Here is a 20,911-nt window from a genome sequence, read left to right on the forward strand (position 1 = left end):
CTCATGCCTGTGTGGGATGGGTGTCGGCAGGGTCGCCCGTCACGGCGTCTGCCAGCGGTTGTTCGGAATCGTCGGAATCCAGTGAGGCGAAGTCCACCCCTGCATCTGGGGTGAGACCTGGGGAATTCAAGTCGACCGGGCGCTGCGTCAGCAGGGCCTGCACGATCTGCTCGCGCAACACATCAAGGCCGCTGCCATCGAGCGCGCTGACGAAGACACGCGGCACGCGCGCGCCGACGCTGCCATCGCTTTGGCGCTCGATCCAGTCCATGCCGCTGCGCGGTCGCTGGCTCTCTTCCAGCATGTCCTGCTTGTTGTAGACCAGGATCTGCGGAATGTGGTCGGCGCCGATTTCTTCCAGCACGCGCTCCACTTCCAGCATTTGCTCTTCCAGCACGGGCGAAGCTGCGTCGACCACATGCAAGAGCAGGTCGGCATCGGCCGCCTCCTGCAAGGTGGCGCGGAAAGCCTCGACCAGCTTGTGCGGCAGGTCGCGAATGAAACCCACGGTGTCGGACAAGGACACGCTGGTGCCGGCCTGCTCCAGATAGAGCGATCGCGTGGTGGTGTCCAGCGTGGCGAAGAGCTGGTCGGCCGCGTAGGTGCGCGCCTTGACCAGGGCATTGAAGAGCGTCGACTTGCCGGCATTGGTGTAGCCGACCAAGGACACGCGGAACACGCTGTTGCGGGCGCGGGCGCGCTGCTGGGTGCTGCGTTGGCGCTGCACCTTCTTGAGCTTTTCCTTGATGGCCTTGATACGGTCATCGATCATGCGGCGGTCCAGCTCGATCTGGGCTTCGCCGGGGCCGCCGCGCATGCCGATGCCGCCGCTCTGGCGCTCCAAATGGCTCCAGCGGCGCACCAGGCGTGTGGCCAGGTATTGCAAGCGGGCCAGCTCGACCTGCATCTTGCCTTCATGGCTCTTGGCACGGGCGGCAAAGATCTCCAGGATCAAGGCGGTGCGATCGGCCACGGGCACGCCCAGCACACGCTCGAGATTGCGCTGCTGCGCCGGCGAGATCGCCTGGTCGAACAGCACGGTGTGGGCCTGGTGCATCTGCACCAGCAGCTTGATCTCGTCGGCCTTGCCAGAACCGACAAACAGCGCTGCATCGGGCGACTGGCGGCGGGCGATCACCCGGGCCACCGGCGTGTCGCCGGCGGATTCGGCCAGCAAGGCCAGCTCGTCCAGGGTGGGATCGAATGTGGATGCGAACGAAGATTTGGCGTGGCGGCCGAAATCAACGCCCACAAGAATGGCACGCGCCGCCTCAGAAGGCGGCGACGTGTGGGTGGAGTCAGCGGAACTCAAGGTGTGGGCAAGGGGCAAAAGCCCAGGTTTCAGTGCGCTTCGTCAGCGCTGTCGGCGGTGTGGAAATTCACCGCACGACCCGGCACCACCGTGGAGATGGCGTGCTTGTAGACCATCTGCGTGACCGTGTTGCGCAGCAGAACCACATACTGGTCAAACGACTCGATGTGACCTTGCAGCTTGATGCCGTTGACCAGGTAGATGGACACCGGCACATGCTCCTTGCGCAGCAGGTTCAGGAAGGGATCTTGCAGGAGTTGGCCTTTGTTGCTCACGATATGCTCCGTGTTGTGAGAGGGATTTGGAGGGAACGGCGTTCACCTTAACACAGGCCGGCCGCCACCGCTGCGGGCCCGGGAGACAGGCTTCAGCTGTCTTTGTCGCTGTAGGGATTCTTCGAGGAACGCATCTCGATGCGCATGGGCGTGCCGACCAGCTTGTAGTGGGCGCGGATGCGGCCTTCCAGATAGCGTTTGTAGGCCTCGGTCACGCCTTCCAGCGAATTGCCGTGCACGATCACCAGAGGCGGATTCATGCCGCCCTGGTGGGCGTAGCGCAGCTTGGGGCGGAAGTGCCCGCTGCGTTTGGGCGTTTGGTGCTCCACCGCTTCCTGGATCAGGCGCGTCAGCACCGGCGTGGTCATCTTGCGGTAGGCCGAAGCATAGGCATCGGCCAGAGCGCCCCAGAGCGGACCCAAGCCCTGGCGCTTGAGCGCCGAGATATTGTGGATCGGGGCGAACTTCAAAAACGCCAGGCGCTGCTCGATCGAGCGCTGCAGCTGCTCGCGCTGGTAGCTGTCGATGGCGTCCCATTTGTTGACGGCCAGCACCACGGCACGGCCGCTCTCCAGGATGTAACCCGCAATGTGCGCGTCTTGATCGGACACGCCTTGGGTCGCATCCAGCAGCAGCAGCACGACATTGGCGTCGGCGATGGCCTGCAAGGTCTTGACCACCGAGAACTTTTCGATGGCTTCGAAGACCTTGCCCTTGCGGCGCAGGCCGGCGGTGTCGATCAGCTGGAACTGCTGACCATTCCGCTCAAAAGGCACGGCAATGGCGTCGCGCGTGGTGCCCGGCATGTCGAAGGCCACCAGGCGCTCTTCACCCAGCCAGGTGTTGATCAGCGTGCTCTTGCCCACATTGGGGCGGCCGGCCACGGCCAGACGGATGACGCCGTCGTTCTCGGGCGCAGCCTCTTCGTCTTCTTCAAACTCGAAGGGCTCCAGCACCGCTTCCAGCAGGCTGCGGATGCCCTGTCCGTGCGAGGCCGAAATCGGGTGCGGCTCCCCCAGGCCCAGCTCATGGAACTCACCCAGCAGGGGCGAATCGCTCATGCCCTCGGCCTTGTTCACGGCCAGGAAGATGCGCTTGTTGGCCTGGCGCAGATAGCGGGCGATGTCGCTGTCCTGGGCCGACAGACCCAGACGCACATCGACCACAAAGACCACGGCATCCGCCTCGGCCACGGCCTGGCGGGTCTGCTTGGCCATTTCCTTGACGATGCCGGTGGTGCTGTCGGGCTCGAAACCGCCGGTGTCGATGACGATGAACTCACGATCACCCAGACGCGCGTCACCGTAGTGGCGGTCGCGCGTCAGGCCGGCGAAATCCGCGACGATGGCGTCGCGGCTCTTGGTCAGCCGGTTGAAGAGCGTGGACTTGCCCACATTGGGGCGTCCGACCAGGGCGATGACGGGTTTCATATTCTTATTGTTCTCACTGCTAGGGGTTCAAAGCCGGCCGGAGCCGGGTCTTACTCAGGTCGCAAGGCGTACAGCCCGCCATTGCGGGTGGCCACCAGAATGGTCGTGCCCAGGGCCACGGGGGCGGCCTGGATGGCCGAGCCGTCGGTGGCCAGGCGCAGCTGGGTGCGGCCGTTGTCCAGGGCCAGGAAGTGCACCTGGCCTTCGAAGTCTCCGACCACCACATTCTTGCCCACCACCAGCGGCGCGCTCAGGCGGCGGTGCTGGAACTGATCGGCCGTCCACATCACATCACCATTACCCAGGCCCCAGGCCGTGATGCGATCCGAAGCGTCGGCTGCCACGACGGCGGTGGCACCGCCACCGATGCCGTTCATGCCGCCGAAGTTGCGGCTCCAGAGCGCGCTGCCGCGCTCGGCATTGACACAGCCCACGGCGGACTGGAAGGCGCGCGCGCAGATCAGGTCGCCCTGACGGACAGCGGGCGCCACCAGATCGGCCAGGCGCTCGACTTCATTGGTGCCGCGCGGGCTGGCCACGCTGGCTTCCCAGCGCACCGAACCACGCAGCGGATCGACCCCCGCCATGCGCGGGCCTTGACCGACGATCAAGGTGTCCTTGAAGGCGGCCAGCACACCGGGCTGGGCCAGGGTCAGGGGCTCGCCAGGGCGGCGCAGATTCCAGAGCAGGCGGCCATCCAGGGCATCGAAAGCCTGGACCTGGCGATCCACGGTCAGCACGAAGACGCGCTCGCCCGCCACCAGGGGCGCAGCCAGCACGGCGCTGGGCAGCGGCTTGCGCCAGAGCACGCGGCCGGCTTCCAGCACCACCACCTCGTTCTCACGCGTCACCACGGCGGCGAAACGGCCGTCCGAGCCGACACCGGCGCTGAGCTTCTGGCCCACATCCACCCGCCAGGCCGAGCGGCCATCGCTGGCCTGCAAGGCCTCAACCACGCCGCCGCTGCCGGCGACCACGAACTGATCGGCCACGGTGGCGATCGAGAGTGGAAACTGCACCGAATCGATGCGGCTGTTCCAGACCACGCGGCCAGCGATCTCGGGCGTCAGCGTTTCCAGCGGCGTGGGCTTGGGTGCGTTCGAGGAGCCGAACAGCGAGCAGCCCGACAAGCCGGTCAGCACGGCCGCAGCCGCCAGGGCCAGCGCACCAGCGCGCAGGCGGGACGCACCCATCTGCACCGTCGTCGTCTTCAGCGCGCCGCTCACTTGGCCGCTCCTTGGCCGGCGGCCGCTGCTTCTTCCACCGACGGGGCCACGCCCAGGGTGCTCAGCTTGGCCTCGATCAGGCGGCGGTAGTCCTGGTTCTTGTCCATGGCGGCATAGGCTTTCTGGTACTCGGCCTTGGCCAGATCCGGCTTGGACTGCAAGACCAGCAGGTCACCGCGGCGGTCGGCCTGCAGGGCGACGAAATCGGGCGACTTGATCGCATCCAGGGTCTTGGCCGCCTCGTCGTACTGCTTGGCATCGAGTTGCAGACCGGCCAGACGCAGGCGGGCGACATCGCGCACATCTTCTTGCGAAGCGCTGCTGGCTGCCCAACTCAGGCTGGCGCGGGCGGCATCGGCCTGACCCTTGTCGAACTGAGCCTTGGCGGCCTGCAGCGCAGCTTGAGCGGCATAGGTGGTGCTGGGAAAACGCTCTTTCAGATCACCAAAAACGCGGCCGGCCTTTTCGGCATCACCGGCCTGCACGGCACGGTCCAGCTCGTCGTACATGGCCGCGGCCTTGCTGGCCTGGTCACGCTGGTACCAGTTCCAACCGGTCCAGCCGGCATAGGCCGCCAGGGCGATGGTCAGCGCCCAGGTGATCAGATTGCCCCAGGTTTTCCAAAAAGCCTTCAGCTGGTCCAGCTGTTCTTGTTCTTCGAGATCGAGATGCGACGCCATGAATGAAAGATTCTCGGATTGCGGTGGTGAAAACGGGAGGAAGGCCGCGATTATGCGTTGAGCAGCTCGGCTGCCCAGTCGGCCGCCGACGAAATGCTGCGGGTGTACTGCGCCGCCCCCTCGGGTTGCATTCCCTGGCGGAGCGGCTTGACGGCCACTTCACCGCGGGCGACTTCGTCCTCGCCGAAGATCAGGGCAAAGGCCGCACCGCTGGCATCGGCCTTCTTGAACTGCGACTTCATGCTGCTCTGCCCCGGGTGCAGGATCACGCTGATGCCGGCGCCCCGCAGGGCCTCCAGCGCCACCATGACCTGGGCCAGGCCGTTGGCCGAGGGCACGATGGCGTAGGCATGCGGGGTCGGCGCGGCCGGGGCCACGCCCACTTCTTCCAGCAAAAGCAGCATGCGTTCCATGCCCATGCCGAAGCCCACGGCCGGCGTGGCCTTGCCACCCAGCTGCTCGATCAGGCCGTCGTAGCGGCCGCCGCCGCAGACCGTGCCTTGCGAGCCCAGCTTGTCGGTGACCCACTCGAACACGGTCAGGTTGTAGTAGTCCAGGCCGCGCACCAGGCGCGGGTTGATGCGATAGGCCACGCCTGCGGCATCGAGGATGGCGCGCACGCCGTTGAAATGCGCCAGCGAGGCTTCACCCAGGAAATCCAGCAGCTTGGGCGCGGCATTCGCCATCTCCTGCAGGGCCGGATTCTTGGTATCCAGCACGCGCAGGGGGTTGGTGTAGAGGCGGCGCTGGCTGTCTTCATCGAGCAGGTCCTTGTGCGCCTCCAGGTGGGCGATCAGGGCCTCGCGGTGGGCGCGGCGCTCGGCCGCTTCGCCCAGGCAGTTCAGCTCCAGGCTGACATGCTCGCCATCCTTCAGACCCAGCTCGCGCAAGAGGCGGCTGCCCATCAAGATCACTTCGGCGTCGACATCGGGGCCGGCAAAGCCCAGGGCCTCGACACCCATCTGATGGAACTGGCGGTAACGACCCTTCTGCGGCTTTTCGCGGCGGAACATGGGGCCGAAGTAGTACAGGCGGCGGCCCGAGTCGCGCAGGAAGGAATGCTCGATCATGGCGCGCACCACGCCGGCCGTCATCTCCGGGCGCAGGGCCAGATGCTCGGCCTGGCCATGCTTGTCGGCACGGTCTTCGAAGGCGTACATCTCCTTCTCGACGATGTCGGTCACCTCGCCAATGCCTCGCACGAACAGGGCCGTGGGCTCAACGATGGGCGTGCGCACATTCTGATAGCCATAGCGTTGCAACACGCTGCGCATCTTGGCTTCCAGCCATTCCCAGCGCGCCGAGTCGGGCGGCAGGATGTCGTTCATGCCCTTGACGGCTTGCAGCTGGGGCAACTTCTTCGGTTCACTCATGGGTGTGGAATTCGCGGTGTTCTTTTTTTCAAGCAATGCCAGCGCTCAGGCCGCTTGCACGGCGCCAAAGCGCTTCTCGATGTAGTTCTCGACCAGGGCGTGGAACTCGTTGGCGATGTTCTCGCCGCGCAGGGTCAGGGCCTTCTCGCCGTCGATGAAGACAGGCGCAGCCGGCGCCTCGCCGGTGCCCGGCAGGCTGATGCCGATGTCGGCGTGCTTGCTCTCGCCGGGGCCGTTGACGATGCAGCCCATCACGGCCACTTTGAGGTTTTCCACGCCGGGGTACTTTTTGCGCCAGACCGGCATCTGCTCACGCAGGAAATCGTCGATCTGCTTGGCCAGCTCCTGGAAGGTGGTGCTGGTGGTGCGGCCGCAGCCCGGGCAGGCGGTCACGCTGGGGTTGAAGGCACGCAGGCCCAGAGACTGCAAGATCTCCAACGCGACCACCACCTCTTGCGTGCGAGATTCGCCAGGCTGGGGCGTCAGCGAGACACGGATGGTGTCGCCGATACCCTCTTGAAGCAGGATGGACAAGGCCGTGGCCGAGGCCACCGTGCCCTTGGTGCCCATGCCGGCTTCGGTCAGACCCAGGTGCAGGGCGTAATCGCAGCGCTGGCTGAGCGCACGGTAGACCGAGATCAGGTCCTGCACACCGCTGACCTTGCAGCTGATGATGATGTTGTCGGGGTTCATGCCCAGTTCGCGGGCGTACTCGGCCGAACTCAGGGCCGACTGGATCAGCGCCTGGTACATGACCTGCTTGGCATCCCAGGGCTCGGCGCGCTGGGCGTTCTCGTCCATCATGGCGGCGAGCAATTCCTGATCCAGGCTGCCCCAGTTGACGCCGATGCGCACGACCTTGTCGTACTTGATCGCGGCCTCGATCATCATCGCGAACTGGCGGTCTTTCTTGTCGCCCTTGCCCACATTGCCCGGATTGATGCGGTACTTGGACAAGGCTTGCGCCATGGCCGGGTACTCGCTCAGCAGACGGTGGCCGTTGTAGTGGAAATCGCCCACCAGAGGCACATCGATGCCCATGCGATCGAGCTGCTCGCGGATGTGCGGCACGGCCTCGGCCGCCTCGGGCGTGTTGACCGTGATGCGCACCAGCTCGGAGCCGGCAATCGCCAGCTCCTTGATCTGGATGGCGGTGCCGATCACATCCACGGTGTCGGTGTTGGTCATGGACTGCACGCGCACCGGCGCATCACCGCCGATGGTGACCACACGCGAACCCCAGCGAACCTGGGCCTGGCGCGAGCGGCGCGCAGCCGGTTGGGCGGCGGCCACGGCCAAGAAGGGAGAGGACGCCAGCGCGGGGCTGGTCTCGTCAGGCGTTGCGCTCATATGTCGATGCTGCTGTGAGGTTCGGCAAAAAACAGGGCTTGGATTCGCGAGGATGCAGGCTGGGGTGAGGGGTCAGGCGCCGGCACCGCTCGGATCCATCGGTCAATTCAGTTCCAGGCGTGCCACGTTATCCTTGGACCGCGACACCAGATCCACCGGCTCGCCACGCAAGATCAACTCAGTGCCGGCCACATTGCCCACGCGTACACGCAGAGGCGGCAGGCCGGCCAGATTCTGCGCATCACCGGGACGCAGGAGCTTGGACAAGAGGGTACGGCCCGAAGCGTCCACCACCTCGACCCAGGACTCGGAGCTGACCTTGACCACCAGCGGCACGGAGCCCGGCGGTGGCGCCAGCGGCTGCGCAGGTGCGATCGCAGCTGCCGAAGCGGCTGCGGCAAGTGGCTTCGTCAAGGCAGGTGACGGCGGGCTCAAACGCAAGTCCTGCCCAGTTGTGGACTGCAGGCCCACAGCGGCAGCGCTGGCGGGCGCTTGAAGCACCGGGCTCGACTGAGCCATGACGGCAGAGGCCGAAGCGGGCGCCGCGAGCACCGGGGCCGAAGCCGTGACCAAAGGCGCCTCGACCGGCACGGGCAAGGTGGCAGAGCTCGACTCCACCGCCTCGCTGGCCGCCGGGCCTGCCGCGCCGAGCGAGGCGGCCGAGGGCAGCCAGGCCGCAGGCATCAGGTAAACACCGACCGCAGCAGCCAGCAACAAGGCCGGCCCCCAAACCACCGGCCGCTGAATGAGCGCCAGCGAGAAACCACCCTCCCCGGCCGTGCGGTCGCGGAAAGGCTGATTCAGGCCGCGCGACATGGTCAGCTCGCGGTCTTCGCTGTTCGGCAGCAGGGCCAGCACCGGCGCAGCATCGATCTTGAGCACGCGGCAGATGGACTTGGCCAGCGCACGCACAAAGGTCGTGTCCGGCAGCTCATCCCAGCGGTCGGCTTCCAGCGCCTCGAGCTTGGACGGGTGAACCTTGAGCGTGGCCGCCAGGGCGACGATGTGCAGGCCATGGCGCTGGCGCGCATCGCGCAACCAGGCGCCCGCGGTCTGGCGCGGCGCGGCCATGCCCGACACGGGCGCGGCCTCGCTCAGGATCGAAGACATGCGATCTCCCTCTTCACTCATCGAAGCGCCCATTGTTCAAGGCTTGCAGCTCGGCCGACTGCGGATGACGACGACGCAGCAATTGGCCCAGTTCATCCACGCCGGCATTGTTGTTGAGACGGCGCTCGATGCGCAGGGCCAGCCAGAGCGTCTGCGCTGTGCTCTGGTCTTCCTGGGCATTGACCCGTTTGATGTAGAAGCGCGCGCGTTCGTACTGCTGATTGCGGTACAGCACCTCGGCCAGATTGACGGCCACGGCCGGGTTGCCCGGATCGAACTCGAAGGCCTTGACCAGGCTGGCTTCGGCTTCGGCCAAGCGGCCGGCGCGCGCTTCGCACACGCCCTTGGCCAGGTAGGTGCGCGCCGGCGCGCGGTAGCTGGGCTGCGCCAGGGCCTGCTCGAAGCGGCTGCTGGCTTCGGCCCAGCGCTGCTGCTGGCACATCAGCCAGCCGTAGTTGTGCAAGGTGTCGGGGTCTTGCGGGTAGAGCACCAGCGCGCGGCGGAAGTTGTCGTCGGCCAGCTGAGGTTCCCCCATGGCCGCATACACCAGGCCGCGCAGATTGATGGCCTCGCGCATATCGGGCTTGGCGGTCAGGGCCTGCTTGATTTCGTCGAGCGCGGTGTTGTACTGGCCGCGCGAGAAATAGCCGGCCGCCAACTCCAGGCGCACACCGGCGCGGCGGTCCGCATCGGTCTGATCGAAGGCGGTGCGCGGGCCCGTGCTGGCAGTGGGCGCCGGGGCCGCACAGGCCGCCAGCATCAGCACCAAGCCCGCCAACAGCATGCGGGACCCGGACTTCGCCACCAAAGATGCCAAACCTGTCTGCTCAGTTCTTGTTTTCATTGGGCTGTTGTCTTCACCAGGGGTTCGAAAAGTTCACTGCACTCAGGGAGAACTTGCGCCTTTTACCACCACTGGCGCACGCACCATGCGAATGTGGGCCTGGGTGCGATCCTGCACCTCGCCGGCCAGCTGCCCGCAGGCCGCGTCGATGTCGTCACCGCGCGTCTTGCGCACCGTCGTCACCAGGCCGGCATTGAGCAGCACCTCGGCAAAGGCCTTGACGCGCTCGTTCGAGCTGCGCAGCAGGCCAGAAGCCGGGAAGGGATTGAAGGGGATCAGATTGATCTTGCAGGAGACCCCGTGGGTTCCGCACAGCAGCTTGACCAGGGTCTGCGCCTGCTCGGGCGTGTCGTTGACGCCATCCAGCATGCAGTATTCGAAGGTGATGAAGTCGCGTGGCGCCTTGTCCAGGTAGCGATTGCAGGCCTCCAGCAGCTCGGCAATCGGGTACTTCTTGTTCAGCGGCACGAGCTGGTCGCGCAGCGGGTCGGTCGGCGCGTGCAGGGACACGGCCAGGGCCACCGGGCAGTCCTCGCGCAGGCGGTCGATCATGGGCACCACGCCCGAGGTCGAGACCGTCACGCGGCGGCGCGACAGACCATAGCCATGGTCGTCCAGCATCATGCGCAGGGCCGGCACCAGGGCGTTGTAGTTCTGCAGGGGTTCGCCCATGCCCATCATCACCACGTTGGAGATGATGCGTTCATCGCGGCCCAGGTCGCGGCGCAGCTGGTGCTCGGCGTACCAGAGCTGGGCAATGATTTCCCAGGTCTCGAGGTTGCGACTGAAGCCCTGATGGCCGGTGGAGCAGAAACGGCAGCCCACGGCACAACCGGCTTGGCTGGACACGCACAGCGTGCCACGGTCGCTTTCGGGGATGTAGACGGCTTCCACGGCATTGCCGGCGCCCACGTCAAACAACCATTTGACCGTGCCGTCCGCGGAGCGATGTTCAGAAATCACCGGCAACGCCTGAATATGCGCCCGGCTGGCCAGCTTGTCGCGCAGCGACTTGGCCAGGTCGGTCATCTGAGCGAAATCAGATGCACCTTTTTGATGGATCCAGCGGAACAGCTGGGTGGCGCGAAAACGCTTTTCCCCCAGCTGCTCGCAGTACGCAGCCAGGCCTTCCAGATCGAATCCAAGCAGGTTGACCGCGTCCATGATCTTGCCTCTATCTCTTGTCGTCAGGGCCGGGCCCGAAATGGCGCCGCCCTGGTTTGCAAAAACCGCCGCAAGCCCGAAGGCCGGCAAGCGGTTTACAGCTCAAACTCACAGCCTCCAGGCTGTCAGCACAAGAGGCGTCAGACCGAATTAACGGCTGTAGACATTCATGCCGGGGAAGAAGAATGCCACTTCCACGGCAGCGGTTTCGGGAGCGTCCGAACCGTGCACGGCGTTGGCATCGATGCTGTCGGCGAAGTCAGCACGGATGGTGCCCTTCTCGGCCTTTTTCGGGTCGGTGGCACCCATCAGATCGCGGTGCTTCAAGATGGCGTTCTCGCCTTCCAGAGCGGAGATCACGACCGGACCGGAGATCATGAAGTTCACCAGGTCGTTGAAGAAGGGGCGTGCCTTGTGCACAGCGTAGAAAGCCTCGGCTTCGCCGCGCGACAGGTGGGTCATCTTGGCCGCGACGATCTTCAGGCCTGCGCCTTCGAAACGAGCGTAGATCTGGCCGATCACGTTCTTGGCGACGGCATCGGGCTTGATGATGGAAAGGGTACGTTCGATCGCCATGGTATTTCTCCTGAAATCTAAGGGCTTGGCAAAACCCGCAATTGTACTGTGTGCCGGTGTCAGCGAGGTTTCAGCGCCGGGCTGAGCCGGGCCTGAAACCGCGCCATCCGCCACGCTGGATCAGCGCTTGCGGCCACCAAAGCCGCCGCCGCTGCGGCCACCGCCGCCGTTGCCGCCGCCCTGGCCGCCACGACCACCACCGCCACCACCCCGGCCGCTGCGGCGCACAAAGGCGTCCGCACCGATATAGCCGACCGAGGTTTGCATCGGATCGGGCTGGCGCGGGCCGTCGCCCTTGCCGCCACGGGCGCCGCCGCGGCCTTGGCCGCCACGCGGCTCCTGGCTGCTGCTGCCGCCGGCACCGAAGCCCTGCGGGAAACCACGACCCTTGTTGCCGGCAAAGCGACGGTCAAAGGTCTGCTCCAGCGGGTTGATATTGCGCGGAATGAAGTCGTCAAACTCGTCGTCGCCACGATCCAGATCACGATCGCGGTCGCGCTCCTGGGCACGCGGCGGCTCGCGATCACGCTCGGGCGCACGCGCCTCGGGGCCACGCGAAGGGCGCGGGCCGACACCGGCCTGGCGACCATCGGCACGGCGGTTGTTGCCGTTGCCGTTGCGGCCGCGCTCGCCACCGCGCTCGGGGCGTTGCTCACCACGCTCACCTCGATCGGCACGCGCCTCGCCACGGTCACCACGTTCGCCGCGCTCATTGCCTCGGTCGTTCCCACGAGGGCCGCGCTCGGCACGATCCTCTCGGCCACGGCCCTGCTGCTCACCACCGGCCAGGCGGCGGATGATCTTCACATCGTCTTCACCCAGCTCGATCCAGACGCAGCGCTTCAGGCCGCGCGGCAGCACCACGGTGCCGTAACGGATGCGGATCAGGCGGCTGACCGTCAGGCCCACCGTGTCGAAGAGCTTGCGCACTTCGCGGTTGCGACCTTCGGTGATGACCACGCGGTACCAGTGGTTCACGCCCTCGCCGCCGCCGTCTTCGATACTCTTGAACGCGGCCTTCTGACCCTCGACGATCACGCCTTCGAGCAGACGCGCCTTTTGATCGGGCTGCAAGGTGCCGAGCACGCGCACGGCGTACTCACGCTCCACGCCGAAGCGCGGATGCATCAGCTGATTGGCCAGCTCACCCGAGTTGGTGAACAGCAGCAGGCCTTCGGTGTTGATATCCAGGCGACCGACCGATTGCCATTTGCCCTGCTGCAGGCGCGGCAGGTGACGGAACACGGTCGGGCGACCTTCCGGGTCGTTGAAGGTGACCACTTCGCCGGCGGGCTTGTGGTAGGCCAGGATGCGCGGCGCCGGCGGCGAGATGCGCACGCGAATCGGCTTGCCGGCCACACGGACCTGGTCACCGAAGGAAATGCGCTGGCCGATGTGGGCCACTTCGCCGTTCACTTCGATCTTGCCGTCGGCAATCATGTCCTCGATGTCGCGGCGCGAGCCAATGCCAGCCTGGGCCAGCACTTTTTGCAGCTTGGGCGCATCGGGCTCGGCGGCCAGCACACGCTTGGTGTCGACTTCTTCTTCGTCCTCGACCGCAGCCGTAGCATCAGGCAGTTCGCCCTCGTCGCTGCCATCGAATTCACCCGCCAGCACTTCGGCGAAGCGCTCACCCACCGCCGCCAGCACCTCGGGTGCAGGCGCCACCGCCTGCACGGCCACGCGCAGCGGGCGCTCGCCACCCTCGGCCGCAACGGCGCCCTCCGGACGCTCGGCGCGATCACCACGATCCTTACGGCCCCGGCGGCGGTTGCGATTGCGACCACCGCGCTCGCCACCCTCGGCCGAATCACCCGTGTCTTCGCCGGAGCCAGCTTCGGCGGCTTCCGCCACCGGTTCGGCCGCTGGCGCCGATTCGGCGTCCGGCGCCAGCGTGAACACCGGCTTGCGCGCGGCGGGTGCCGGTGCGGCTTCGGCCGGCGCTGGCGCCGCCTCGGGCGCAGCAGCCTCGGGGGAAGCTTCGGCCGATTTGGCAGCGGCGGTCTTGCGCGGAGCCCGGCGCTTGGGCGCAGCGGCTTCTGCCGCCTCGGGTTCAAACGGAGCCGCGGCCGGCGCCGCAACTGAAGCCGAAGCTTCGCCACTCAGCTCCAGCACGGCTTCAGCGGCCTTCTTCGCCGCCGTCTTGCGCGGCGCGCGTGTCTTGACGGGCGCGGCTTCAGCGGCGGCTTCAACCGCAGCCGGGGCACTGTCGGCGCTCACCGCCGCCTTGGACTTGGCCGGCGCACGCTTGCGCTTGGGCGCTGCAGCCTCGCTGCCAGGTTCAAGGGCGGGAGCGCCGGAATCGGCTTGGGAATCGGTTTCGTTGGAATTCATGCGTCGGGTTGCACCGGTTCGGCGGCGTCAGTCTGAGAGTCCGGCTCGGCCGGAATAGAGGCGCCAATATCGTTGCCGATAGGCGCGGAATGGATCGAAGAAATCTTCGCGGTTCCTGCCGGCGGCTGCACAGAGGCATCCACCAGCGGCGTGGGTTCAGCAGTCGCCAGATTCGCATCGGGCACCGCTTCGGATTCAAGGGCTTGGGGCGCCGTGGCTTCTGACGGCACCTCGCCTGAGCTGCTGCTTTGACCGTCAACCGGCAGCTGAGCCGGAGCTTCGGTTTCGGCTTCCGCCTCCAGCAACAAGCCCTGCAAGCCCGCGGCTTCCGCCACGGCCGCACTCGGCGCCTGCCCGGCTTCCAGTTCGGGCAGTTGCTCCAGGCTGTTCAGGCCCAGATCGTCCAGAAACTGCTGCGTGGTCGCGTACAGCGCCGGTCGCCCGGGCGCTTCGCGGTGGCCAATCACTTCAATCCAGGCCCGATCTTCGAGCTGCTTGACGATCTGGGTGGAGACCACCACGCCGCGAATGTCTTCAATATCGCCGCGCGTCACCGGCTGGCGGTAGGCAATGATGGCCAAGGTCTCCATCACGGCCCGCGAGTAACGCTGCGGCTTCTCGGGATGCATGCGGTCGAGATACTCGCGCATCTCGGGCCGGCTCTGAAAGCGCCAGCCGCTGGCCACCGCCACCAACTCCACGCCCCGGCCTTCCCAATCACGCGAGAGCTCGTCGAGCACCGAACGCAAGGTGTCGGGACCGACGGCATCGGCAAACAGGCTGCGCATTTCGCGCAGCGTCAAAGGCTGCTGGGCGCAAATCAGCGCGGTCTCGAGGACGCGCTTAGCATCCTGTGTGTTCATTGACTTTCGTCATCGTTCCCGTTCCATGCGGGTGTTGATTCGTCCGGGCCTTGCAGGGCTTGGCGCTTGCGTCTGACATCACTCAGCAAGCCAGCGGGGCGCACTCACGGCGCCTCGGCATGGGATGCGGCACCGAATTGAACACCTCGGCGGCGCTTCCACTCAAGCCAACAAGAAAGGCGGGGCTGGGTTTGCGGCGGGCGGATCGGGCGGCATCGACATCGAGTCCGGCGGCCACCACCTCACCAAGCTTGAGACGCGCCTTGCGGGCCAGAGACTGCTTCCCGCGCATCGTCACTGCGTCATCAACTGGCGCTGATTGTAGCGCGCTCAATCGAACACGGGGGCCAGACTCGGCGGCGGCAGTCCCAAAGTCTCCCAAGCCGCCGCCAAATCGGCCGGCAAGGCTGCCTCAAACTGCAAGGCCGCCCCAGTGACCGGATGGGCAAACGAGAGCCGGGCCGCATGCAGCGCCTGACGCGTCAGGCCCAGGCCAGGCACACCGCCGTACAGCGCATCCGAGACCAGGGGGTAACCTTTGTAGGCCAGATGCACGCGGATCTGGTGGGTGCGCCCACTGTGCAGCACGCAGTGCACCGCGCTGATCGGGCGCACACCCTGCTCTCCCATGCCGAGCAGGTAGACATCGGTGCGCGAGGGCTTGCCGGTGGCCAGCACGGCCATCTTGATGCGCGAGATCAGATCACGGCGCAGCGGCGCATCGACCGTCATTTCCTCCGGCACCCGGCCGTAGGCCAGGGCCACGTACTCGCGATGAACCTCGCGCGCGGCGATCATGCGCGTCAGCGCCGTCACGGCCTCGCGGCTTTTGCCCACCATCATCAGGCCGCTGGTGTCTTTGTCGAGGCGGTGCACGATGCCGGCGCGCGGCAGGGCCGCAGCCGCCGGGTGATGCGCAAGCAGGCCGTTCATGACCGTGCCCGTCCAGTTGCCTGAAGCGGGATGGACCACCATGCCGGCCGCCTTGTTCAGGACCAGCAGATGCTCGTCCTCGTAGACGATGTCCAGCGGCAGGGCTTCGGCACGGAAGGCGCGGCTTTCTTCGGTCGGCTGCAGCTCGACGCGCACGCGCTGGCCGGCCTGCAGCTTGCGCGAAGCGCTGCTGGCGGCCTGACCGTTGATCTGTACGCAGCCGCGCTCGATCAAGCTCTGCAGGTGATTGCGCGAAAACTCGGGCGCCAACTGCACCATCCAGCGATCCAGGCGCTGGCCGTGCCAATCGGCCTCGACCAGGGCCTCGCGCACTTCGACGGTCTCGTCTGCCGCTACTGCGGGGTCTTGTTCGCCGTCCCATTCATCATCGCCATCCATGGCGGCGAGGGTCGGACTTGCAGGCAGAGCCTGAACCATATAATCGTTGCTCCGTCTTCAGCTGAGGGCCGGTGATGAGCACCGCCCTGTAGGGATCATGATCGAAAATTGCGTGGAGCGCCGCCCGGCGCGGGCATCGAACGGCTCGTCAGCACGTTCACTCCAAGAGATGCCCCAAAAGGTGCTCCCCCAGGTTCAAACCACGGCCGCCTCTTCGGCGGCCTGGCGCAGCGGCTTCTTGGCCGCGGTCGCCCTGGCCTTGGCCGCCTGCTCGTCAGCCCCCAAGGACGACCCGAATTCTCAGGCCAGCCTGGACAAATTGTACGCAGAGGCCAAGGACGACCTGAGTTCGGGCAGCTACGACCGCGCCATCAAGAGCCTGGAGCGCATCGAAGGCCGCGCCGCCGGCACGATTGTCGCGCAGCAGGCACAGCTGGATCTGGCCTGGGCGTACCACAAGAGTGGTGAGCGCGCCCAAGCCGTCAGCACCCTGGACCGCTTCATCAAGCTGAACCCGTCCAGCCCGGCCATGGACTACGCGCTCTACATGAAGGGCCTGGTCAACTTCAACGAAGACCTGGGCCTGTTCGGCCGCCTGGCCAACCAGGACATCGCCGAGCGGGATCAGCAAGCCTCGCGCGACGCTATGCTGGCCTTCAAGCAGCTGATCGACCAGTTCCCCGATTCCAAGTACGCCGCCGAAGCGCGCGTGCGCGTGGACTACATCACCAACACCCTAGCGGTGTATGAGGTGCATGTGGCGCGCTATTACTACAACCGCGGCGCCTACCTGGCCGCGGCCAACCGCGCGCAGCAGGCAGTGCAAGAGTTCCAGCGCGCCCCGGCCGCCGAGGAAGCCCTGTTCATCATGACCCAGAGCTACGACAAGCTGGACCTGCCGGCCCTGCGCGACGACGCCAAGCGGGTGCTGGAGAAGAGCTTCCCCAACAGCGCCTACCTGAGCGGCAACTACGACGGAGGCAAGAAAGCCTGGTGGCGTTTCTGGTGACGCCTCAGGGCTGAGGCCACTTCCCCTGCAGAAACGCGTGCCATGGCACGCGTTTTTTATGGGCCGTCGGTCTGAACTTCAATCGGGCAGGCGCTCCGCCGCCAAGTGTTCCAGCCAGGCCAGCGCCTCGCCTTCGGTCGCCAAGGGCGTCATCGGCGGCAAGGCCGCACGCAGGCGGCGGCCGTAGTTCATGCCAGCCATGCGCGGGTCACACACGACGAGCAAACCTCGATCCTGCTCGGTGCGGATCAAGCGGCCGGCGCCTTGCTTGAGCGAGATCGCCGCCTCGGCGATGAAGTACTCGGCAAAGGCATTGCGGCCGGCCGCCTCCAGGCGCTGCACGCGCGCCTCGACCAGCGGATCGTTGGGCGGCGGAAAGGGCAGCTTGTCGATCAGCACGCATTGCAGCTTGTCGCCGGGCACGTCGATGCCCTCCCAGAAGCTGGCCGAGCCGACCAGCACCGCGCGCGGGTTGTCCAGGAACTGGCGCAGCAGCAGCCGCTTGGGCGCCGCGCCCTGCTGCAGCACGGTGATGTCATCGCCCTCGGCTTCAAACGCAGCGCGCAGGCCATCGCCGATGGTCTGCAAGGCGCGCAAGGTGGTGGTCAGCACAAAGGTGCGGCCACCCAGGGCGCGCGCGCAGCGTGCGGCCATGGCCGCCACCTGGGGCGCATGATCGGGCTCGTTGGGCTTGGGGAAGCCACGGGGCACGTAGAGCCGCGCGTTTTCCTCGTAACGGAAGGGGCTGCCCACGCGCAGCACCGTGGCATCGTCCAGGCCGGTGGGCTCGGTGAACCAGCGCAGGCGCTCGTCCTCGCCCAGCGTGGCCGAGGTGAATATCCAGGCCTTGGGCGGGCCTTGCAGCTGCTCCTGCATGGCCTCGCGGATGTCCAGCGGCGACTGCACCAGACGCGCCTGGTTGGGGCTGAGGTCGATCCAGCGCACATCGCCGGGGTCAGGCTCCTGCGCAAAGGTCTCGGCCAGATCGCGCAAGGCCACCGCACGCTCGTGCAGACGCTGAAAATCGGGTGAGAGCTCGGTCACCGTGGACAGGCATTCGATGGCCTGCTCGGCAGCGGCGGCCACCTCCTCCAGCGCGGCCGAAAAGCCCGGGCGCCCGGCGCGCTCTTTCCAGGCCAGCTTGAGCATGCCGCGCAGTTCTCGCCCGGCACTGGCCAGCGGGCCGGCGCAAACCAGGCGCAGCTCGCGCGCAGCCAGCTCCAGCCGGGTCTGCAAGGCCTGCCAGTCCTGCAGGCCCCGCGCCTGCGCCAGGCCCAGGCCGAGCAGATCGCGGCCGAAATCGAGCAGCTGCGAGCTGCCCAGCAAGGTGCCGAGGAACTGCACGCCCGCCTCGGACAGCTGGTGCGCCTCGTCAAACACGGCCAGATCGACGCTGGGCAGCAGCTCGGCCACGCCGCTGTCGCGCAGGCTCACATCGGCGAAGAACAGGTGATGGTTGACCACCACCACATCGGCCTCCATGGCTTCACGCCGCGCCTTCACCACATAGCAGGACTTGTACTCCGGGCATTCCGAGCCCAGGCAGTTCTCGCGCGTGGAGCTGACCAGCGGAATCACCGGCGAGCGCTCGTCCAGGCCCTCCATTTCGGCCAGGTCGCCACTCTGCGTGCCCTGCGCCCAGCGTTCCACACGGGCCAGGGCCATGACCGCGCGCCGGTCCGGCAGCTCGGCGCTGTGACGCGCATGGGCGAGCCGGTGCAGGCAGAGGTAGCTGCCCCGCCCTTTCAGCAGCGCCACGCGCACCGCCACCTGCAGCGATTCGCACAGCCGCGGCAGGTCGCGCATATACAGCTGATCCTGCAAATTCTTGGTCGCCGTGCTGATCAGGGCGCGCCCGCCGCTGAGCAAGGCGGGCACCAGGTACGCAAAGGTCTTGCCCACCCCGGTGCCGGCCTCCACCACCAGGGTCTCGCGCCGCGCAATCGCCTGGGCCACCGCCTGCGCCATGGCCAGCTGCTGCTCGCGCGGGGCATAGCCCGGGTCGCTGCGCGAGAGCGGGCCGCCGATGTCAAAGGCCGCCGTCACCCACTGCTCCAGCTCGCTGTGCTGCAGGGTCGTCGCCGCAGGCGCGGCCTCCATGGCGGCGATGAAGTCGTCGTCGAGCTCCTGCGGCATGACCGGCCATTCAGGCGGCACGCTGTCGTCGTCGGGAGGGGCAGGCATCTCAGCAGAGGTCACGGCGCGGGGGCCCAGGGTGCTTGTGGCGCGCCGCCGGCGGCCAGGGTGTTGAGGGAAATGGCCGGGCGCGCTGGCGCTGCATCAGGCCAGCTCATCGGGATCGCTCGCGCGCTCCAGCTGGGCGATCTGGTCACGCAGTTGCAGGCGGCGTTTCTTCAAGCGGCGCAAGGCCAGCTCGTCGAGCGGCTGCTCCAGGGCCACGCGGTCGATCAACCCATCCAGATCGCCGTGCTCGATGCGCAGCTCGATCAAGCGGCGTGACTGCGAGTGAAGTTGTTCATCCATGAGGGCTTTGCCCGGGCGAAGTGGCGCAGTTTAACGTTTATAGTTTTCGGCATGACGCGCACTCCACCGGGCTTTCGCCTGAGCGCGGCGACCGGCATCCACCGCGGCGACCGCCTGTACCAGCAAGACCAAGTCCAAGTCCTGACCCACGCCCGCCTCAGCGGTTGCCTGCTGGCCGTGGTGGCCGACGGCATGGGCGGCAAGAGCGGTGGCCGCAAGGCGGCCGACCAGGTGATGCTGACTGCGCAACAGCTGTTCGAGCGCTTCTCGCCCGAGAGCGAGCTGCCCGAAAGCCTGCTCGATCAGCTGGTGTCCGAAGCGCATCTGATGATCAAGCTGACCGCCCTGTCGGCCGAGGAAGAGCCACACAGCACGGTCGCCGCCTTCCTGATCAGCCCCGATCGGCACTGCCACTGGATTCATTCGGGCGATTCGCGGATCTACCATTACCGCGGCCCCAACCTGGTCAAGCGCACCATGGACCATTCCTATGTGCAGCGCCTGGTGGACGAAGGCCAGCTCAGTGAGGCCGAGGCCAGCAGCCACCCACAGTCCAACCTGCTGACCGGTTGCCTGGGCACGGTAGCCGAGCCAACCATCAGCACCCACACCATCGACACCCTGACGCCTGGCGACACCTTGATGTGCTGCAGCGACGGACTGTGGCATTACTTCAGCGTCAACGAGATCGGCACCGTGCTGCACAGCCTGCCGCCGCGTGAGGCGGCAGAACTGCTGATCAGCAAAGCGCGCCAACGCGCCCGGGGCGGCGGCGACAACCTGTCCCTGGCCATTGCCAAGGTGGAAGCGCTGGACTGAAGCAGGGCGCGCGCCTCAGCGCGCCGGGCCCGAGCCTGGAACCGCAGCGCGCGGCGCAGAAGCGGAGACCGAAACCGGCGCGGGCGACCTCAATGTGGCGGCAATTTCAGCCGCTGTGGGCACGGGCAGCGCTGCCGCTGCTGGCTTGTTGCGCGCCTCTTGTCGCTGCCTGACCTGGGCTTGATGGGCCCTCACACGCGCCTCCATCTGGGCGCGTTGCTGCGCATGCTGACGCGCCGCCTGCTCGGCCTGGCGCTGCCGGGCCTGGGCGCTCAGACCCGGCGAGCGATGGGGCACCGGCGCGGCCGAAGCAGCAACCCCGGGCTCACCCGCCGCACGACCGAGGCCCACCTGCTTCTTGATCGGCGCCGAGGCGGCATCGGCGGCCTGCAACAGACTTTCCGTGCGACGCTCACCCTCGCTGGCAGCGAACTCCAACTGACGCTGACGCACCCGTTCACGCTGCGCCTCGGCTCGCGCACGACGCAGGCTGGACTCAATGGCATCTCGCTCGCGCTGCAATGGCTGCATTTCGGCCCGGTGGCGCAGGCGCTGGGCCAGCAGGCAATCATTGATGGCGAACTGCTTGTGGCAAGCCTCCCGGGCCTCTGCATCACGCGCCAGAGCCTCGGATTGGGTTTGCTTGATCTGCTGCAAACGCAGCGACTCGCTGACTGAAGACGCAGGGGATTCGACATGACCCCATGCCGGGCTCAAAAGGACCATGAGC

The 20,911-nt window shown here is 66.6% G+C and carries 19 protein-coding genes; 3 read left to right on the forward strand and 16 right to left on the reverse strand.

The features are described from left to right. Position 1 precedes the first annotated feature (1 nt). The 14 genes from hflX to C1O66_RS08280 all read right to left on the reverse strand — a co-directional run bounded on the left by hflX (position 2) and on the right by C1O66_RS08280 (position 15,869). A complete protein-coding gene (gene hflX / locus C1O66_RS08210) occupies positions 2–1,312 on the reverse strand; it encodes a GTPase HflX (protein WP_207795920.1) in 1,311 nt (436 codons plus the stop codon). Between the two features lie 29 nt (positions 1,313–1,341). Beyond that, positions 1,342–1,587: an RNA chaperone Hfq gene (gene hfq, locus C1O66_RS08215; RefSeq protein WP_102767430.1), complete on the reverse strand. Its 246-nt coding sequence runs from the start codon at positions 1,585–1,587 to the stop codon at positions 1,342–1,344. Positions 1,588–1,679: 92 nt separating this feature from the next. Continuing rightward, positions 1,680–3,017 carry a ribosome biogenesis GTPase Der gene (gene der, locus C1O66_RS08220; RefSeq protein ID WP_102767431.1) on the reverse strand — a complete coding sequence of 446 codons (1,338 nt, stop codon included), beginning with the start codon at positions 3,015–3,017 and terminating at the stop codon, positions 1,680–1,682. 50 nt (positions 3,018–3,067) lie between these two features. Next, positions 3,068–4,243 carry an outer membrane protein assembly factor BamB gene (gene bamB / locus C1O66_RS08225; protein ID WP_243392742.1) on the reverse strand — a complete coding sequence of 392 codons (1,176 nt, stop codon included), beginning with the start codon at positions 4,241–4,243 and terminating at the stop codon, positions 3,068–3,070. After that, positions 4,240–4,923, reverse strand: a complete 684-nt coding sequence (locus C1O66_RS08230; protein ID WP_102767432.1) for a YfgM family protein — start codon at positions 4,921–4,923, stop codon at positions 4,240–4,242. The genes bamB and C1O66_RS08230 overlap by 4 nt, the downstream gene beginning before the upstream one ends. Before the next feature lie 50 nt (positions 4,924–4,973). Continuing rightward, positions 4,974–6,296 carry a histidine--tRNA ligase gene (gene hisS, locus C1O66_RS08235; RefSeq protein ID WP_102767433.1) on the reverse strand — a complete coding sequence of 441 codons (1,323 nt, stop codon included), beginning with the start codon at positions 6,294–6,296 and terminating at the stop codon, positions 4,974–4,976. A 45-nt stretch (positions 6,297–6,341) separates the two neighbouring features. Beyond that, a complete protein-coding gene (gene ispG, locus C1O66_RS08240; RefSeq protein WP_102767434.1) occupies positions 6,342–7,646 on the reverse strand; it encodes a flavodoxin-dependent (E)-4-hydroxy-3-methylbut-2-enyl-diphosphate synthase in 1,305 nt (434 codons plus the stop codon). A gap of 102 nt (positions 7,647–7,748) precedes the next feature. Beyond that, positions 7,749–8,756 (reverse strand): helix-turn-helix domain-containing protein, encoded by a 1,008-nt coding sequence (locus C1O66_RS08245; protein WP_165794534.1) that lies wholly within the window; start codon positions 8,754–8,756, stop codon positions 7,749–7,751. Positions 8,757–8,769: 13 nt separating this feature from the next. Beyond that, a complete protein-coding gene (gene pilW / locus C1O66_RS08250; protein WP_223696505.1) occupies positions 8,770–9,540 on the reverse strand; it encodes a type IV pilus biogenesis/stability protein PilW in 771 nt (256 codons plus the stop codon). 102 nt (positions 9,541–9,642) lie between these two features. Beyond that, positions 9,643–10,764, reverse strand: coding sequence for a 23S rRNA (adenine(2503)-C(2))-methyltransferase RlmN (rlmN, locus tag C1O66_RS08255; protein ID WP_102767437.1), 1,122 nt, complete (start codon positions 10,762–10,764; stop codon positions 9,643–9,645). Between the two features lie 150 nt (positions 10,765–10,914). Continuing rightward, complete coding sequence (gene ndk / locus C1O66_RS08260) at positions 10,915–11,340, reverse strand: nucleoside-diphosphate kinase (protein ID WP_102767438.1); 426 nt, start codon at positions 11,338–11,340, stop codon at positions 10,915–10,917. Between the two features lie 120 nt (positions 11,341–11,460). Then, positions 11,461–13,674 carry a pseudouridine synthase gene (locus C1O66_RS08265; RefSeq protein ID WP_102767439.1) on the reverse strand — a complete coding sequence of 738 codons (2,214 nt, stop codon included), beginning with the start codon at positions 13,672–13,674 and terminating at the stop codon, positions 11,461–11,463. Then, complete coding sequence (gene scpB, locus C1O66_RS08270; RefSeq protein WP_102767440.1) at positions 13,671–14,537, reverse strand: SMC-Scp complex subunit ScpB; 867 nt, start codon at positions 14,535–14,537, stop codon at positions 13,671–13,673. The genes C1O66_RS08265 and scpB overlap by 4 nt, the downstream gene beginning before the upstream one ends. Positions 14,538–14,867: 330 nt before the next feature. After that, positions 14,868–15,869: an RluA family pseudouridine synthase gene (locus C1O66_RS08280; protein WP_102767442.1), complete on the reverse strand. Its 1,002-nt coding sequence runs from the start codon at positions 15,867–15,869 to the stop codon at positions 14,868–14,870. Positions 15,870–16,038: 169 nt separating this feature from the next. Here C1O66_RS08280 and C1O66_RS08285 point away from each other — a divergent pair, with 169 nt between their 5' ends. After that, positions 16,039–16,878, forward strand: coding sequence for an outer membrane protein assembly factor BamD (locus tag C1O66_RS08285; protein ID WP_102767443.1), 840 nt, complete (start codon positions 16,039–16,041; stop codon positions 16,876–16,878). Between the two features lie 78 nt (positions 16,879–16,956). On the opposite strand, the gene C1O66_RS08290 is transcribed toward C1O66_RS08285, so the two are convergent. Together C1O66_RS08290 and C1O66_RS08295 are read right to left on the reverse strand one after the other, a co-directional pair. Continuing rightward, a complete protein-coding gene (locus C1O66_RS08290) occupies positions 16,957–18,978 on the reverse strand; it encodes an ATP-dependent DNA helicase (protein ID WP_102769545.1) in 2,022 nt (673 codons plus the stop codon). A 180-nt stretch (positions 18,979–19,158) separates the two neighbouring features. Further along, entirely contained in the window at positions 19,159–19,362 is a 204-nt protein-coding gene (locus tag C1O66_RS08295) for a YdcH family protein (protein ID WP_102767444.1), read from the reverse strand. Positions 19,363–19,413: 51 nt separating this feature from the next. Here C1O66_RS08295 and C1O66_RS08300 point away from each other — a divergent pair, with 51 nt between their 5' ends. After that, entirely contained in the window at positions 19,414–20,181 is a 768-nt protein-coding gene (locus C1O66_RS08300; RefSeq protein WP_102767445.1) for a PP2C family protein-serine/threonine phosphatase, read from the forward strand. Positions 20,182–20,340: 159 nt separating this feature from the next. Next, positions 20,341–20,859: a hypothetical protein gene (locus tag C1O66_RS23630; RefSeq protein ID WP_133155136.1), complete on the forward strand. Its 519-nt coding sequence runs from the start codon at positions 20,341–20,343 to the stop codon at positions 20,857–20,859. Positions 20,860–20,911 lie beyond the last annotated feature (52 nt).

Origin of the sequence: Paucibacter aquatile (assembly GCF_002885975.1) — a bacterium.
In the GTDB taxonomy this organism is placed as follows: domain Bacteria; phylum Pseudomonadota; class Gammaproteobacteria; order Burkholderiales; family Burkholderiaceae_C; genus Paucibacter_A; species Paucibacter_A aquatilis.

Bases quoted from the DNA above. Each gene is read 5' to 3' on its own strand.
- der (WP_102767431.1), bottom strand. From the start codon at position 3,017: ATGAAACCCGTCATCGCCCTGGTCGGACGCCCCAATGTGGGCAAGTCC.
- C1O66_RS08230 (WP_102767432.1), bottom strand. From the start codon at position 4,923: ATGGCGTCGCATCTCGATCTCGAAGAACAAGAACAGCTGGACCAGCTG.
- hisS (WP_102767433.1), bottom strand. From the start codon at position 6,296: ATGAGTGAACCGAAGAAGTTGCCCCAGCTGCAAGCCGTCAAGGGCATG.
- ispG (WP_102767434.1), bottom strand. From the start codon at position 7,646: ATGAGCGCAACGCCTGACGAGACCAGCCCCGCGCTGGCGTCCTCTCCC.
- C1O66_RS08245 (WP_165794534.1), bottom strand. From the start codon at position 8,756: ATGTCTTCGATCCTGAGCGAGGCCGCGCCCGTGTCGGGCATGGCCGCG.
- pilW (WP_223696505.1), bottom strand. From the start codon at position 9,540: ATGCTGTTGGCGGGCTTGGTGCTGATGCTGGCGGCCTGTGCGGCCCCG.
- rlmN (WP_102767437.1), bottom strand. From the start codon at position 10,764: ATGGACGCGGTCAACCTGCTTGGATTCGATCTGGAAGGCCTGGCTGCG.
- ndk (WP_102767438.1), bottom strand. From the start codon at position 11,340: ATGGCGATCGAACGTACCCTTTCCATCATCAAGCCCGATGCCGTCGCC.
- C1O66_RS08265 (WP_102767439.1), bottom strand. From the start codon at position 13,674: ATGAATTCCAACGAAACCGATTCCCAAGCCGATTCCGGCGCTCCCGCC.
- scpB (WP_102767440.1), bottom strand. From the start codon at position 14,537: ATGAACACACAGGATGCTAAGCGCGTCCTCGAGACCGCGCTGATTTGC.
- C1O66_RS08280 (WP_102767442.1), bottom strand. From the start codon at position 15,869: ATGGATGGCGATGATGAATGGGACGGCGAACAAGACCCCGCAGTAGCG.
- C1O66_RS08285 (WP_102767443.1), top strand. From the start codon at position 16,039: ATGCCCCAAAAGGTGCTCCCCCAGGTTCAAACCACGGCCGCCTCTTCG.
- C1O66_RS08290 (WP_102769545.1), bottom strand. From the start codon at position 18,978: ATGGAGGCCGCGCCTGCGGCGACGACCCTGCAGCACAGCGAGCTGGAG.
- C1O66_RS08295 (WP_102767444.1), bottom strand. From the start codon at position 19,362: ATGGATGAACAACTTCACTCGCAGTCACGCCGCTTGATCGAGCTGCGC.
- C1O66_RS08300 (WP_102767445.1), top strand. From the start codon at position 19,414: ATGACGCGCACTCCACCGGGCTTTCGCCTGAGCGCGGCGACCGGCATC.